The sequence below is a fragment of the Leptospira bandrabouensis genome (assembly GCF_004770905.1).
GTDB classification, from domain to species: domain Bacteria; phylum Spirochaetota; class Leptospiria; order Leptospirales; family Leptospiraceae; genus Leptospira_A; species Leptospira_A bandrabouensis.
Genome location: NZ_RQHT01000014.1, coordinates 678056 through 694014, shown reverse-complemented (window position 1 = coordinate 694014; position 15959 = coordinate 678056). Strand labels below are relative to the sequence as shown.

The window sequence follows — 15959 nt, the reverse complement described above, 5'->3', positions numbered from 1 at the left end:
AACCTTAAGTGTTTGCTTTTAAGGAATGGGAGTCGTTTTCCAATCGTAAAATTTGATCCATTTGCGAAAGGACTGCTTGGGATTTGGAAACAATTAAGAGTGTCCACTCCCTATTTTTTTGCAATAAAACTTTTAGACAAGAGTTTAGTAGAGCTGGAGGCAATAGATCTAAATTCCCATCGATTAACAATAGTTTTGGATTACCGAGGACTGCTCTCGCAACAGAAATCACAGTCGTTTGGATTGTATCAAAAGGATGTCCAAATGTTAGAAGTTGTGTATGGATTCCATTTGGTAAAGATTGAATGGTTTCCCAAATTCCTAAATCTTCTAAGAGTTTTCTAATTTCAATTAAAGAAATTTCTTCTCGACCCACTCGAATGTTCTCTAGAATACTTCCTTCAAAAATTTCATTTCCTCGGATTAGAAAGGTAACGGAATGAATTTGTTCTTTGGAAACTTCATGAATATTTTGATGATTGTATTCTACAATTCCAAAAGTGGGAGTGCGCATTCCGCAAATCAAATCTAACAAAATATGTGCATCATAAGGTGTGTTAGAAGAGATACCCACTGATTTCCCTGCGGCCACTTTTAAATCAAATTGGTTAAAAATTTTGTGTCCGTTGGTAAGAGAATAATGAATTCCCGATAGTTGGACCTGGATCGGACCTTCTGGAATCTCAAATTCGACAGTTTTAACCGGGATTGTTGGTAAATGAAAGACTGAATTGATTTTATCAACGGCAGCGATCAAACTATAAAAACTATCTAATTGTTTCCCAAACTTAGATATATCACTGAGCACTTTGGCAATCACAAGTTCTGCAGCTACTAATTGACCAATCGTAAGTTGTCTATGGATGACTAAATAACCACCTAATCCAAGTACAATGGCACTTGCCAGAGCCTGGATACCTACAAGGCCAATGATTTGGCGAATAAAGTTAAAAAAATATTTTTTCCGTGCATATAAATAATCCCGAATAAAGGAATCTGCTTTGTCCAAAGCAAAATTAGAACCGAAGGTAGAATGAAATAAAGCAGAGTGTCTAGATATTTCTTCTAACCAAGCTGCGACTTTATATTTTTCTTTCGAAATTTTGATATAGTTTTCTGCTGCTGGTTTTCCTAAACGATAGGTAACCCAATACCCACCTATAAATAAAATAAGAAATGAAAAAACAATGAAGATAGGGTGGTAAAATGAAATCAGAACAAAACCAATAACGGTGGTTAAAATAACTGATAAACCATCAACTAACAAGGAATGGATGGATTTCTGTATGGTCATCGTATCAAAAAAACGATTTACGAGTTCTGGGTTGTGGTGTTTGTCCAAAACATCTTGTCTAATTTTTGGAAATTTTACAGCAAATTCTGTGGCAATTCTTACGAATACACGCCTTTGTAAGATTTCAACAACGTAAATTTGGATGGTTTGCATGGCGCCTGCAAATCCAAGAAAAAATACAACTAACAACGTCAAGATGATGACTGGTTGAAGTAAAACACCAAATGCGACTATGTTGACAAGGGAAGACGTAGCCACTGGAACAACTAACGATAGAATTCCAATCCCTATCCCATAAATAAACACAATCCAAACGTCTTTTGATTCCATTCGGATCAAATGAGAAATTTGTTTTAAAGCATTTTTAACAGAAGAGAAAGAATTTGTAACTTCGATGTTTGTTGTAAAAGGAAAAATTGGTTCTGCTATGATCCAGTCCACAGAATCTTTGTTTGATTTGATTCCCATAAACTTGATCAGGTCTTTTTCAGAATACCATTCTCCTTCATTATCAAACCCATGTAGAGGTTTTACTAGGTATGCTGATGTTTGGTAACTTGTGATGGCATAAAATTCATCCAACCTTTGACCTTCGTTTAACACTTTAAAAACAAAAGGTGAATTTTGAGTGATGTAGCCTCTTATGTCTTGTAAGGTTTTTTGAACAAGATTGATTCGAATTTGGTACTGGTGGGAGGCTGCAAATAGAAACTCATAAAAGTTCTGGTTGGAAAGTAATTTATATTTACTTCGGAGAGAACGAAAACCGTCTATAATTTGACTTGGAACAGAATGGATATGTAAGGACTCAGATAAAAAATCCAAAATGGACTTTGCCAAATCTTCATGGGAAGAAAGTCTCGGGTCATGGATTTCTTCCTTCGCTTTGAAGAGTTGGTTCTTTAAGTGAAATACCAAAAGACTTATGAATTTTAACATGTGAATTGAATGCGAACCTTAGACTGCACTTGACAAAACTTTGTTCTAGGTTTTCTAATTTCAACTAGAGGTTTTTATGAAAATTTTTAACTCCACTTTGGTACTAATCGCACTATGTTTGTCCGCCGAACTGATCGCACAAGAGAATTGTACGTATGAGTATGACCCTAGTCAAACCTCCTTAGAATGGACAGCGTTCAAATTTACAGAAAAAACAGGTGTTAAAGGTAAATTTGATTCTATCAAAGTGACTGGGCAACAAAAAGACAAATCGAAGTTTGGTGCAGTGAAATCAATTCAATTTCAAATTGATACTTCTTCGGTTAATTCAGGTGTACCTGACCGAGATGGAAAAATCAAAAAATTCTTTTTTGGCTCTGTGAAAGGAAATAAAAAAATTTCGGGAAATTTTTCTGAGATAACTCCGGGAGAATCAGGTACTGCAAAATTGAATTTGCGGTATGGAAATTCTAAAACCACGATACCTGTCAATTTTGTTTGGAAAGAAGACCTTGTCGAACTTATTGGAACTGTAGATGCGATTAGTCTTGGTCTTCAAACTGGACTGAATAAGCTGAACGCAGAATGTAACGATTTGCACAAAGGATCGGACGGTGTGAGCAAACTTTGGCCAACGGTTGACGTTAAGGTAGTTTCTACTCTAAAGAAAGTTTGTAAATAATAAAGGATACATAAATTGATTCTTTAAAATTCCAATAGAATGCCGTTATGGATCCAATTTGCATCGATGGATCGATAGTTGCATTCTCATTAGACTTCAAATCCTAATGGCTGCATTTGATGCGATTCAAAGAATCTGATGATATCAAATGATTCATAAAAATGAGAAGGTGATTCCATGAGTAAAGAAATCGAAACCTACAATCAATCGCAATCCCCGATCGATACCGAAATTTGTAATCTTCTATATCAGGAAATTAATCTACATCTACCGAAAGCTCTTAAAAAAATTTGGCATTCTCATCCCGTTTGGTTTTTGGATGGGAATCCTATTGTTGGTTATAGCAAATTAAAAACGGGCATTCGTCTTTTATTTTGGAGTGGGCAAAGTTTTGAAGAAGATGGGCTCACACCGGAAGGTAGTTTTAAAGCCGCCGAAGTTCGTTATACGGATGTGAGTCAAATTAAGAAAAAAGATCTAAAACGTTGGCTCGGTAAGGCCAAAAAAATCCAATGGGACTATAAAAATATTGTGAAACGAAAAGGTGTATTGGAAAGGTTGAAGTGAATTTTTAGATTCTGTCCCGATCAGATATATGTGATTTGTTTATAAGAGTTTATCAGAGTTCCAAATTTAAAATTAGAAAATTGGATTTGATTTTATAAATTCCGCCAGCGCATAACAGCGAAAATTTCCCAAAGGTTCACAAATCTTTAAAAAAACTATAAATACCTCTAGTTCTGTTCTAGAAACTGGTGAATTCCGTTCAAAATGGTTTTAGAAAAAACTTAGCTTTAAAAAAGACTCGAAATCAGATTTGTATTAGTGTTATTTTTGCTTATAGAATGTCGACCAGGGAGCCAAAGAGATTCATGTCGTTACAATGCCTCACAAAAAAAGGACTATTGCGAATTTTTATTAAATAGTGCGTTCCTATTAAATGGAAACGTAAATCAATCTAATGTTCCGAGAGCTGAACTTGCAAAGAATGCAGCATTACTTGAATGTTTTAAATATTATAAAGCCATTGGGGACTGTAAAGAAGAGGAAAAGCAGTTCATTCCAAGTATTTATGGATGAAAGAAAATGACAAAAATGATCTGTGGAAATCGCAAAATTCGAGAATCAAAATCCATTCTCCATTTCGGATATTATGAGTTTTTTACGATATGAATAGAAACATCATGATACTCCTATCTTTGATCTCCTTGGTTACCAATTGTAAGTTAATTGTTGATTCCGAATTTGTTCCCAATCCCAAACCCCTGCGCCAGCGATAGTAGCGGAAATCCTTTCCGTAAACTGATTGATTTTGATTTAATCACAGATCGGAAAGATTGGAGCGGATAGCGCGGTCGTTATTAAATCTGATTTTGGTCGACTAACGGATTCGAGGCGCCCGGAGAGGAGAATTAAATTTTTTTTTAATGATTCCACACATAATGGGAACATTTAACTGGGATTTTTTAATGCAGGGATCACAACTTGGTCAATCAGCGCTATGAATAGGTTTTTGTCTGGTGGTTTTCGTTCGATGAGGGCTCGGTAGGTCGCCATTGAGTTTAAGACTTTACAAACAAGTTCTATATTTGCTTTTTTAGAAATTTCTCCGCGTTCCATTGCGCGTTGCATCAGAGTTCGGTTCACTTCTGTCCAAGGGCCAAAAATTTCTGTAATTCCTTTTTTTTCAATTTCTTCATCTGACCAAAACGTACCGAGTCCACCTAATACGCGTAATTTTGCATTTGCTTCCTCCATTGAATGTGGTTTGAGAATGGCTAGAAAATCATTTCGCAGAGAACCGGTATCTGGAATTTTTTCAAGTTCTAACTGATTACGATTCATCCAAATCAAAGCATCTTTGACAAGTTTGACTTTAGAAGGCCAACGGCGATAACAAGCTGCCTTTCCTGTTCCAACCTTAATGGCAATTTTGTCCATAGTCATACCATCAAATCCTTCTTCTGCAAGCATCTCAAGAGTGGCATTTAAAATGGAGGTATCCAGTGAGGCGTCTCGTTTCCTTCCAAGGACGGGAGTTTGTTTGGTTGGCTTTGAAACAGTTACTTTTTTTTTCTTATCCATCGGTATAATATGATAACCTACAAAATCTTTTTAAAACGATACAGAATTATATTTTTTTCACTAATTTGAAACGAATTTTATCGCTCCTAGTTTGGCAATAGCATTCTGCCTGAAAATCTTTCTTTTTTTCTTGACAGCGAAAATAGAAATTATATCTGTCCAATTACGGAACTGATTAGTTCCGGTACTATTCGGTTTCGTAAATGCCGGCAGACAAAAGACCGTATAGCAGAAGGACTTTCGTGAGTAGAGGTATAAATCATGGAAACAAAGGATAAACGCCTTGCACTTGTATCAGGGGCAAATCAAGGGATTGGTTACCAAGTAGCCAAAGTGTTGGCAAATAGTGGAATGACCGTTATTTTGGGCTCACGTGATTTAAAACGTGGGGAGAAAGCTGCCAAAGAAATTGGGTTAGGTAGCATTGCTGTCCAATTAGATGTAACAGATCGTAAATCGATCACAGATGCTGCGGAATATATAAAAAAAGAATTTGGCCGCCTTGATGTACTTATCAACAATGCGGGAATCTCAAATACAAGAATGCAAAGGTTAGGTTTATCGATGGTTGAATATATGGATTCAGCAAAGGCAAGTATGGCCTCGATAGATGAGATGCGTGTGGTTTGGGATACAAATGTATTTGGCGTACTCGCTGTATATCAAGCAATGTTACCGCTTTTAAAAAATTCCAAAGATGCTCGTATTGTCAATGTATCAAGTACCCTTGGTTCTATGAATCTTAATGCAGATCCTAACTCGGGTTATAGTTCATTTTATAATCCTGTTTATGCAGTCTCAAAAACAGCTCTGAATGGAATCACACTTTCGATGATGCTCGAATTAAAAGAAACAGCCATTAAGGTGAATTTGGTATCTCCCGGTTTTACAAAAACGGCTATGACTAACTTTGAAGGTTATGAGAGCCTTGAAGATGGTGCGCGGGAAGTTGTAAGAGTTGCCTTACTTGGCCCAGATGGACCAACAGGTACTTTTACAACATGGGATAATGTCCATGTTCCTTGGTAAGATTCAAAGTTTGTAGGCACCCATTCACACTAATGCCAGTTTTTTTGGGTTTTAGTGTGAATTTCGTGTATTATTAGGACTTTGGCACAGTTTCAAATTTTGGAAGAGACAAATCTAAATGATCCCAAACATAACCTCGTTTTGTATATGTGACCGCTTGTGGTTGGTAGAGGGTTGGGTCATCTAGACTCGTTGCGTGGATAGTAAAAAGATTGGGCATGGCAGAAAAGGTCATGTAAACTGGTGAACCACATTTCGGGCAAAAACTACTGGTTTTGGTATTGCCGCTATCTCCCACCATATCAAAGTTAGCTGTTTTTCCTTCCAGACTCACAGATTTCCGAGATGGAAATGTGAGATAGGATCCATGTCCTGTTCCGCTTATACGCTGGCAGTCGCGGCATTGGCAATCGTTCATAAACATTGGTTTTTCGTTTATTTGATAACGAATGGCGCCGCAAGCGCAGCCGCCTGTATAAATTAGATCCATCATATTCTCCTTAAGTTTTATATTCCAAAAATTGTTTGTTATGTTTTTATACTATGATTTTGGGATATGTCCTGCCAAGGGGAGACCGGATTCCAAAAATGTTTTGAGGTTGGAAAGAACACTTGGCCATCCTGCGGAGATTCCAGCAAACATTTGTGAATCTAGATCTTTATGAGTGACTACCAAACGGACAAGGCCGTCAGAATAAGGTTCGATATCAAATGTTACATGAGAGTGTTTGGATTCGTCATCGATATCCTTTGGCCTTGACCAGGAGATGACTAACTTGTTAGGTGGGTTTACTTCCAGAACCTTTCCTATAATGTCTACAGTTTTTTCCTCATCCATCTTAACATGTTTCCATTCAGAGCCAACCTTCCACTCGGATACATTGATATGAGCAGGGTTTTTTGATAATGGATCAGACCAGTATTTACTTGTAACTTCCGGATTTACGATTGCATTCCATACCTTCTCAGGTGTGCTGAGTATATAAGTAACATAAACAAAGTTATGTGGTTCCATGGTTCTCTCCTTCGAGTTCTGTTTTTAATTCGTGTAAAAAAGTTAAACGGTTCTCTTCAAATTTTCTAACCCAACGTGCATATACCTCATGAATCGGCACTGGGTTTATGAAATGGAGTTTTTCACGGCCCTTCCATATAACCGTCACCAAATTGGCTTTGATTAAGATTTCTATATGTTGGGTTGCCGATTGCCTTTGCATGTCAAGTTGCTCGCAAAGCGAGGAAAGTGTTTGTCCATTGTTTGCATAAAGAAGATCCAAAACCTTCCTGCGATTTGGATCAGCCATTGCCTTAAAAACCTGATCAGCTCCCTCAACTTCCTTTGGCATACAAATATTATTATGCAGGTAAATGCCTGCATGTCAATGATAAAATTGGGAAGCTGGAAAAGGGTATTTGTAATAATGAATGATATGTGTGATAAGGATAGGGCTAAGAAGGAAATTATGTCACATTTAAGTGCAATTTAGGTTTAGATTATTGCGTGATGCATTGAGTAGATGAAGGGAAGGAGGAAATGGGATATAGCAGTAGGTTAAGAAATAAATATGCGAATGAGTAATAGTCGGCGGGATGGGAGTGCGCGGCTAATTGCCATTCGGATAACACGCGCAAAAGGGTTGTTAGCGGAATATTATATTAGAGAAAATCCAGCAATTGAAGGATTTCATAATATCAAAGTATTGGATGACTCTGGTGATTTTTGGCCAGGTGCTGGATGTGACCTAAAATATTATCGAAAAAAAGTAAACAAATCTATTGATGATGATAGTTTGGATTTAGAACATTGCGATTGACTAGAGCCTCGCGAAAACTATAATAACTAACAAGATGTTTGTCAAGTTAGACGCTAGTTGCAAACGGAAGTCATCGATTACTAGTTACTAACAAAGGCATTGGTCCAAAAATTCATGTTCTGAGGATCTCTGGACTAACGAGCGCAGCGACAACAGAAACTGCCTGTCACCTGATTAATAACGGTTCAAGTTCTTCTCCAAAAATTAATGGAGCTTGCAATCTAAATATGTCTTGTAAAAAGCAATAAAACATTACATTCTTCGTTCATATTTCAGGAAACGGAAGCATTGAATTTACTTTTAGTAGTTTTTGAACATTATCGGAAAAAGAGAAAAGATTTTTCCTTCGACCATTTTAAAATGCAAGTTGATCCTTTTTTCAAGTATTGGATGGTGATTTTTTTGTTTCAGCTGGTTATATTAAGTTACGTGATATCACCAAGCATAATATATTCTTATTTTCTGACTCAAGGGACAACTTTTTTGCAATTTTTTTCCATAACTTCAATAAGAGGGATTATCCGTATTTTTATTGCCTTTGGCTATATATATATATTACCATTTATCTGGACAATGCAGGTTGAAATTATTGAATCTATCCGAAGGAGGATACATGGCTCTTGGTAAATCAAAAACTATCTTATTGATTCTTTTTTTAGTTTTTTAATTTGGCGTGTCTTTCATTTTACTGAACAAAACTTTCAGCAATCCCCAAATTGGAAGATTAGAAACACCTATAGAAATCTTAGACTTTGCGGTAGATAACATCAATGCAAAAGTGCCAATGCTGCTAGACGAATCCACTCGCTTAGATTATGAAACTTCCACTACAAATTTAGAGCTAATTTATAATTATACAATGATTTCCGGTGATCCGTTCGAAATTTAAAAAGTGGATTAATCTTATGGAACCCACAATAAGAAAGAAAATTTCAACAAATAGTGATTTGAAAAATTTTAGTGACAATGGCATTGTAATTATCTATTCATATTTTGATAATGATGGTCGTGAAATTGCTAAGATAAAAATGAAGTAGAATTTACTGAGCCTCGCCAAAACTATAATAGCGAACGAAATGGTCGTCAAGTTAGACGTTAGTTGCAAACAGGAACGATCCTTCAGACAAAAAACAAATGGAAGACATCGATTTCTTGTTATTAGCAAAGACTTTATTCCAAAAATGAGTGTTTCGTTGGTAGCGAGGATATAAGAAATTCTTCTCTTTTATAGAAGAGATTATTGAATCAAAAGCTAACAAACAATAGTAGAAAACCAAAGCATAAAAGAGATTTGTCATTCTTAATCGCTTTTCTTCCAAAAGTAGTTGTGGTAGAGTCCACCTAACACGATAGCAGATTCTAAATGGCAGTTTCCGTCTCTTGGTTTGTGTAGGATCGGTTAGGGATGGGGTTTCCAGGGGAGTCGTGCAGTATTTAATTGCAATACAGATAACCACTTGTCTATTGGGGGTTAAACGCAATTCGTATAGCCGCGCGACATATTCTACAAGTTTATTTGTAGTTCGTATAAATGCCAAGTTGGGATTGGCTGTCAGTATCAACTTGGGACCAACTTATTTTTGTTAACTATACTTAACATTTGGTGTCTAACGATTTCCCTCTTTTCACCAAATGTAAGTTAATGGATGAATGCAAATTTGTAACTAATTTCAAACTCCCTGCGCCAGCGATAGAAGCGGAAATCCTTTCCTTAAACTGATGGATTCTGATTGAATCACAGATCGGAAAGATTGGAGCGAATAGCGCGGTCGGTGGTAGAAAAAAATATCGATCGACTAACGGATTCGAGGCGCCCATTCATCGTTGATAATTTTTTTTATTAAAGTGCTGAGGTCGTCATGTATGTGTAACTATGGATGACACAAGCTCGCGAGTCAAAATAGGAATCCTTTTAAGGCCAGGTGATCCCTTCTTTTTTCAATAATTTTAAAAAATCCGATTCTGATACTAAAGTCACGCCGAGTTCGGTTGCTTTTTCAAGTTTGGAGCCGGCACCAGGGCCGTAGAGAAGGTGAGTGGTTTTGGAAGAGACTCCAGATACTTTTTTGCCGCCGTGTTTTGTGATGAGATCCATTGCTACATCTCGAGGTTGGAAGTTTTCGAAACTTCCTGTCACACACCAACTTTGACCAACAAATGGTTGTAAGTCGCTTTTTTCGGTTTCGTCTGCTTGGAATTTAAGGCCAAGTTTAATGAGAGTGTTTACTAGTTTTAAGGTTTCTTTATCTTTTAAGTGAGCGAGTAAAGCATCGATAGTGCGTGGGCCAATGCCGTGAATTGATGTTAGTTCCTCATTTGCTGTTTTGGATTTGGCTAAAGTGAGAAGTTTATCCCATGAATCATATCCATTTTCAATGAGAATTTCGGTGACCTTGGGTCCAACTTCGTTTAGGCCAATCGAAGGTAAAGTGAATCTGAAATCTTTTTCTTTCGATTTTTCTATGGCATCAAAGATGATTTTGACTGACTTTTCACCAAATCCATCTAACTCTAGTATGGTGTCTTTGTATTTATTTAATGTGTATAAATCAGGAATGTCTTTGACCCAACCTTTTTCAAAGAAAATTTGAATTTGTCTTTCCCCGAGTCCTTCGATATTCATTTGTTTTTTGGAGCAAAAGAATATAAGTTGGTTTAGTTTGCGTTCTGGACAATTACCATTGGTGCAGAAAAAATCAACAGAATCGTCTACCTTTGTTAGTTTAGTTTTACAGGCAGGACATTCATTAGGTAAAACAAAAACAGATTTGGGTGGAACCGTTACTTTTTCCACTGCGGGTATGATTTCGCCGCGTTTGGAGATTAATACTTTTGCACCGATTCCTGCACCAAGTTGGTCGATATAGTCTTGGTTGTGTAAGGTGGCGTAGGTGACTGTTGTACCTGCAAGTGAGATAGGTGTGACTTTGGCACGCGGTGTGATTTTTCCTGTTCTACCAATGGCAAAATCGATTTCTTCAATGGTGGTTTCTTTGAGTAAAGCATCGAACTTGAATGCACGGGCCCAACGTGGAGACTGGCTTGTTTCCCCTAAACTTTCACGTAAGTTGAGGTCATCGAGTTTGATGACAAGGCCATCCACAGGAAAAGGCATTTTATCTTTTTTCTTTCGGAATGATTCAATCTCTTGGATTAGATTTTTTCCTTTGATGATTGTGGAATCAGGAGCCAACGGAAACTTTTCTTTTTTTAATAAAGTGACGATGTCTTTATGTTTGTTAATTCCTTTTCTGGAGGAAGAAAAATATACATCATATACGTAGATTCTTAACGGGCGTTTGGCGACCTCAAGTGGGTCTTTTTGTTTGATAGAACCTGCAGCCAAGTTCCTTGGGTTGGCAAACTTACCGCCATATTCTTCATTGAATTCTTCAAAATCCGCAAAGGTCATAAAAATTTCCCCACGGACCGATAGGTTTAAAGGTTCAGAAAGTGATTGTGGTATGGATTCGATGGTTTTGACGTTTTCGGTAACAATATCTCCGATTCCGCCAGAACCCCTCGTCACACAATGAGTGAGTTTTCCATTTTCATAATATAACAAGATGGAGGCGCCGTCAATTTTCCATTCAAGGGAATAAAGTTCATCGGAGCCAGTTTTTTCCAACCATTCGGAAAGTTCTGTTTCATTATAGGTATTTTCTAAAGATAAAACAGGGACTTTGTGTTTGAATTTGCTAAATTGTGGGGAGAGGTCAGATCCTACTTGTAAAGTTGGTGAGGATTCAACCACCAAATCGGGGTTAGCTTTTTCAAGAGATTGTAACTCTTTGACTAAAAGATCAAACTCTTTGTCTGAGATTTTAGGAGTATTTTTTTTATAATAGAGATCATTGTGTTTTTGAATCTCTTTGCGAAGTTCTGCAACTCGTTTGGCAGGATTTTCTTTCTTAGGCAATCAGTAAACTCCTGCTTGCATATATTGTTCTGGATCTGTTTTTCCTTCTTCGGATATGAATATTTCATAATGTAAATGTGGGCCGGTCACATTTCCAGTAGCTCCCACTTCGGCAATTTGTTCGCCAGCTTTCACTTCTTGTCCTGTCCTTACATAGATTCTTGAACAGTGACCATATAACGTACTAAAGCCGAAGTCATGTTGGATGATGACATGATGTCCATATCCTACATTGGAATAAGTAACACGCACTACACGTCCTGGTGCAGAAGCATATATGGGAGTCCCGGTTGCATTTGCCATATCTAAACCGTCGTGGTATTCCCAATAACCAGTAGTAGGTGATTTTCTCATTCCAAAGGGAGAGGTTAGATTATAAGAATACATTGGGTTAAAGAGAGGAGTGCGGGATAAAATGTCTGATCGTTGGAATAAAAATTGGTAATTGGCTTCCACCAAACGTTGGTAATTATCCATCCGATGTTTTAGTTGCCTGAAGTCATAAATCTCGCTTAAGTACTTACGACCGACATCTAATTGTTTGTCTTCTTTTTCTTCTTTTTGAAGAGATTCCACTGCTGATGTTTCGATCCAATCTTCGGTGGGTATTTTTAAAAGTTCGTCATCTTGTCCATCAATCAAAGTAAAGAGTTCTAACATGTTTTCATTCAGTTTAGAATACTCTTCTTTCATTTCCTCCAATTGGTTGGCATGGGCAATGTATGTATCGAAATAAGTTCCGTAAATTTTGGAGAGTTGGTTGATTTGAGTTTGGGTGTTACTGGAACGAACGATTCCGAAAATAGCAAGACTAAGGAGTCCGACTGTCAAAGCCAAAAAAAATAAAATGGTAAAATGAGAAATTTGAAAGTGGAAAGAACTATCGTATCCGTGAGGAATGACAAGAATGGTCATCCGTTGGTGACCTTTTTCTTTCACCTTATCAATCTGTTTCTTGATTTTCGGATTGTCCTGTGAAAAAACAGACGTAATCTCTTTAATTTTTTTCTTCATGACGAACCGTGCGACCTACATAAATAAGACGCTCCAATTCCTCTCAAGGGTCAAGTGGAAATCCCTATTTCTTGGGTTTGCTTTGATTTTGGGAATTCTGGTTTTTGTCGCATTGGCAACGAATTTGCGGTTTTGGTATATTTACCAAACCTCAATCCATTCAGACCAACCGATGGAAATCCCTGAAGCCGAAGTGGCCATTGTTCCTGGTGCCGCTGTTTATGGAAAAACTCCCTCACCGATTCTTATGGACCGGCTTGTTTGTGGATTGAATTTATATAACTCAGGTCGTGTCAAAAAAATCTTACTTTCAGGGGATAACGGACAATCGGATTACAACGAACTTCGACCTATGTTGGAGTATATGTTAAACCACAAAGTAAAACCTGATGATATTTTTGTGGACCATGCAGGTTTTCGAACCCTAGATACCTTGATCCGTGCCAAAGAAGTTTTTCTCGTAAAGAATGCGATTTTCGTGAGCCAATCTTTCTTTTTGCCCAGAGCCATTTATTTGGGTAAAGAGTTAGAATTAGAGTTATACGGTTATGAATGTAATTTAAGAACTTATAAAAAAGAAACTTATTATTCGTTTCGCGAGTTTTCAGCAAGAATCCTTGCATGGTGGGACATCCAGTGGGACACTCCGCCAAAATATTTAGGTAAACCCTATCCCATCCAAGGAAGTGGCATTTCTACCTGGAAAGGTTCGATTCCGGTATCTTCACCTAAGTAACGTTAACCTTTTTTTGATTCATTCTAAGGTTCAGACAGGTAGAAATTTTTTTTTAGGGTTTAATGTTTTTAATCGAAGCAAATTACAAATTTTTCTGCTATATTTTATGATCAAAAAATTTGGATCCTCTATTTACATTGGTTAATTTTGGGATATTCTGTATTATATGAAAAAACAAATTTTTTTGTTTATTGTTTTTCTTTCCTTTTCCATCGTAAACGCACAATCGATTCCCTTCCCACAACAAAACAACAAATCCCAGGTCACCAAAGAATCACTGAAAAAAAGAAGAAATCTCTTGGAATGGCATCAATTGGCTGGGTTAACCACCTTAGCACTTTGGCTTGCCACAAATTTGGAAGGGGATAAAGCATCTGAGACTTTATATAGAAAATCAGATCAGTTCGCACAAACTCTTTTACTCACAAATCCACAGTATGCAGTGAATGATCCAATGTACTTGGTTGCGATGAGCCCCTTAAACCGACATAGCATTGCGGCCGATTATTTTCTCTTAAAGGATCCAACAAACAACGCAGGATTGTATTTAGCATTAAAGGCAAATGAGGAATGGGAAACTAAACACTCCGCTGCCATGCATAAAAATTTAGCGATGGCTACTTTTGGAATGTATGCCATTACAGCGAGCCTTGCTTTTTTTTCTCCCTCTAAAATCGAATCAGAATCAGAGAATGAAGATGATGGACCTAAAATTTACAGTCCCATTTTTGCTCACAAAGCAATGATCCCCATTCATTTAGCATCTATGCTTTTGTTACCAGGGTTAGGTGCTCGCATTGAAAAAGAAGGTCCCAGGGCAGCTCATCAAATGGAGCAAGTAGGTTGGACCGGATTTGGTGCTATGTCTATTGCATTACTTGTCATTACATTTTGAAGTAAAGTTTAGTTAAGGAAAGGTTAAGTCCTATGAAAAAGATATTAATTTGTTTTGTGATTTTATTCTTTGGAGCAAATATTTTTGCAGCAGAAGTGACAAAAAAGAAAATAGAGTTTTATGTAGAACATACTACAAAAAATGTAACGGGTGTTTGTAATGAAATTCAAATGGACCAACCTAACATCCAAACTTCGGGAAAAGGTTATAGTTTAAAATCTCCTTTTGAAATCAAAATCCCACTTCTGAAGATTTCATCTGGTGATGCAAATCGAGACTCCCATATTCAGGAAATTTTAGGATATCCTGATACTCCAAACATAATCGTAAAAATTGAATCAGTGCAACCAGGAAAGGAACAAACTTACATAGTGAAAGGTAAATTAACCATTCACGGAAATACTAAAGATTTTTCCTCCGAGGCAGTGGTAAAAGAGGAGAACTCCACATCCATTCAGGTAGAAGGATTTGTTTTGGTTAAATTTTCCGAATATGAATTAGAAAATCCATCCCTACTTTTTATGAAGGCAAAAGATGAGATTCGTGTTAAATATCAGTTTGAGATTCAGATGAAATAATAGAAGATAGATAAGAATTATTATTCTTAATCTAAGTTATTTAATCTTTAATTTCCTATTAGTTCAACCAAACGATTGTATTTTAAGATAATTCGTTTGGTCATCTCTTCTCCTTTTTTATTGATATCGGGGTGATATTTTTTTAAGAGTTCTTTGAATTTCTTTTTAACATCGGTAATGGAAGCACCAGGTTCTAAATCAAAAAAAGCCAATAGATCTTTGAGTTCGGTAGAAACCGTTTTTACAACTTTCTTCTTTTTCTTTTTTGTTTCTCTAAATCTACCATATAACTCGTAATAGGTTCTGTCTCTAAATTCACGAGTGATGTCTCGGAAATTTAGAATTTTTGTGGGGATTAAACTTTTTAAATATTCGTATAAAAATTCTTCGGCTCCGTATTCAGGATGGATTTCGAATTTTTCTAAAAATTGGTGGATGGTACGTCTGACAAAAAAATCGATTTCGAATTTATCCATCAAATAGGAATCAACAGCATCATCATAATCCACAGTGGCTGCAGTTAGAAGTAATAATAGTTCCGTGTCTAATTTATGGTTCGCAACTGTTTTTTGAATGAGAGTTTTATAAGATTCGCGAAGTTCATATAACGGACGTTCACTAAAAAAAATTCCCCCTTTCAGAAATTCTTCAGCCACTTCATCCAATTCCAAACTCCAAGCAAGAAAATCGATAAGGAGGTCTCCATCCACTTCATGAAATCCGCCGGATAGAGCCATTTGGGGTTTTGTAGATTTGAATTGATAGACTTTGCGGAGGCATTCTTCCTTTCTGATTTCTAAAAGTTCAGAAAGACGGTCGTAGGATAAAAACCACAACATGGATTCAGAAACGTTCTGCAACTCGAAGATCACATCGTGCAAAATTTGTTTGGATTTTTTTGCTTCTACTCTTTGGACCATACAGAATCGACTCTAGAACCAATTTCAAACCGGGGCGACTTTTTTGCTAGTGAA

The 15959-nt window shown here is 36.9% G+C and carries 15 protein-coding genes; 7 read left to right on the top strand and 8 right to left on the bottom strand.

Features of this window, described 5'->3' with window-relative positions:
* Window positions 1–4 precede the first annotated feature (4 nt).
* Window positions 5–2233, bottom strand: a complete 2229-nt coding sequence (locus EHR07_RS10400; protein ID WP_135745025.1) for an ABC transporter transmembrane domain-containing protein — start codon at window positions 2231–2233, stop codon at window positions 5–7.
* Window positions 2234–2309: 76 nt separating this feature from the next.
* Between EHR07_RS10400 and EHR07_RS10395 the strand changes: the two genes are divergently transcribed.
* Together EHR07_RS10395 and EHR07_RS10390 are read left to right on the top strand one after the other, a co-directional pair.
* Window positions 2310–2915: a YceI family protein gene (locus tag EHR07_RS10395; RefSeq protein WP_135745024.1), complete on the top strand. Its 606-nt coding sequence runs from the start codon at window positions 2310–2312 to the stop codon at window positions 2913–2915.
* A gap of 177 nt (window positions 2916–3092) precedes the next feature.
* On the top strand, window positions 3093–3482 hold the full coding sequence (locus EHR07_RS10390) for a DUF1801 domain-containing protein (RefSeq protein ID WP_135745023.1): 390 nt from the start codon (window positions 3093–3095) through the stop codon (window positions 3480–3482).
* Window positions 3483–4367: 885 nt separating this feature from the next.
* Here EHR07_RS10390 and EHR07_RS10385 read toward each other — a convergent pair.
* Window positions 4368–5000, bottom strand: coding sequence for a TetR/AcrR family transcriptional regulator (locus tag EHR07_RS10385; RefSeq protein ID WP_135745022.1), 633 nt, complete (start codon window positions 4998–5000; stop codon window positions 4368–4370).
* A 261-nt stretch (window positions 5001–5261) separates the two neighbouring features.
* On the opposite strand from EHR07_RS10385, the gene EHR07_RS10380 reads away from it, so the two are divergent.
* Complete coding sequence (locus EHR07_RS10380) at window positions 5262–6029, top strand: SDR family oxidoreductase (protein ID WP_135745021.1); 768 nt, start codon at window positions 5262–5264, stop codon at window positions 6027–6029.
* A gap of 73 nt (window positions 6030–6102) precedes the next feature.
* Here EHR07_RS10380 and EHR07_RS10375 read toward each other — a convergent pair whose 3' ends face one another.
* Genes EHR07_RS10375 through EHR07_RS10365 form a run of 3 tightly spaced genes read right to left on the bottom strand, consistent with a single transcriptional unit; the run spans window position 6103 to window position 7375 of the window.
* Window positions 6103–6519 (bottom strand): GFA family protein, encoded by a 417-nt coding sequence (locus EHR07_RS10375; protein WP_135746252.1) that lies wholly within the window; start codon window positions 6517–6519, stop codon window positions 6103–6105.
* Window positions 6520–6570: 51 nt separating this feature from the next.
* Window positions 6571–7044 carry an SRPBCC family protein gene (locus EHR07_RS10370; RefSeq protein WP_135745020.1) on the bottom strand — a complete coding sequence of 158 codons (474 nt, stop codon included), beginning with the start codon at window positions 7042–7044 and terminating at the stop codon, window positions 6571–6573.
* On the bottom strand, window positions 7031–7375 hold the full coding sequence (locus tag EHR07_RS10365) for an ArsR/SmtB family transcription factor (protein ID WP_135745019.1): 345 nt from the start codon (window positions 7373–7375) through the stop codon (window positions 7031–7033). The genes EHR07_RS10370 and EHR07_RS10365 overlap by 14 nt, the downstream gene beginning before the upstream one ends.
* Before the next feature lie 225 nt (window positions 7376–7600).
* On the opposite strand from EHR07_RS10365, the gene EHR07_RS10360 reads away from it, so the two are divergent.
* Window positions 7601–7843: a hypothetical protein gene (locus EHR07_RS10360; RefSeq protein ID WP_135745018.1), complete on the top strand. Its 243-nt coding sequence runs from the start codon at window positions 7601–7603 to the stop codon at window positions 7841–7843.
* A 1912-nt stretch (window positions 7844–9755) separates the two neighbouring features.
* Here EHR07_RS10360 and ligA read toward each other — a convergent pair.
* Both ligA and EHR07_RS10350 read right to left on the bottom strand, forming a co-directional pair.
* The gene (gene ligA, locus EHR07_RS10355; RefSeq protein ID WP_135745017.1) at window positions 9756–11762 is read right to left on the bottom strand and encodes an NAD-dependent DNA ligase LigA; all 2007 of its coding nucleotides are present in this window, start codon (window positions 11760–11762) and stop codon (window positions 9756–9758) included.
* Window positions 11763–12776 (bottom strand): M23 family metallopeptidase, encoded by a 1014-nt coding sequence (locus EHR07_RS10350; RefSeq protein ID WP_135745016.1) that lies wholly within the window; start codon window positions 12774–12776, stop codon window positions 11763–11765.
* Between EHR07_RS10350 and EHR07_RS10345 the strand changes: the two genes are divergently transcribed.
* The 3 genes from EHR07_RS10345 (at window position 12775) to EHR07_RS10335 (ending at window position 14985) form a co-directional block, all read left to right on the top strand.
* Window positions 12775–13512 carry a SanA/YdcF family protein gene (locus EHR07_RS10345; RefSeq protein WP_135745015.1) on the top strand — a complete coding sequence of 246 codons (738 nt, stop codon included), beginning with the start codon at window positions 12775–12777 and terminating at the stop codon, window positions 13510–13512. The genes EHR07_RS10350 and EHR07_RS10345 overlap by 2 nt on opposite strands.
* 166 nt (window positions 13513–13678) lie before the next feature.
* Window positions 13679–14407 (top strand): hypothetical protein, encoded by a 729-nt coding sequence (locus tag EHR07_RS10340; protein ID WP_208739749.1) that lies wholly within the window; start codon window positions 13679–13681, stop codon window positions 14405–14407.
* A gap of 32 nt (window positions 14408–14439) precedes the next feature.
* Window positions 14440–14985 carry a YceI family protein gene (locus EHR07_RS10335; RefSeq protein ID WP_135745014.1) on the top strand — a complete coding sequence of 182 codons (546 nt, stop codon included), beginning with the start codon at window positions 14440–14442 and terminating at the stop codon, window positions 14983–14985.
* A gap of 47 nt (window positions 14986–15032) precedes the next feature.
* Here EHR07_RS10335 and EHR07_RS10330 read toward each other — a convergent pair whose 3' ends face one another.
* Window positions 15033–15905, bottom strand: a complete 873-nt coding sequence (locus EHR07_RS10330) for a molecular chaperone DnaJ (RefSeq protein ID WP_135745013.1) — start codon at window positions 15903–15905, stop codon at window positions 15033–15035.
* Between the last annotated feature and the right edge of the window lie 54 nt (window positions 15906–15959).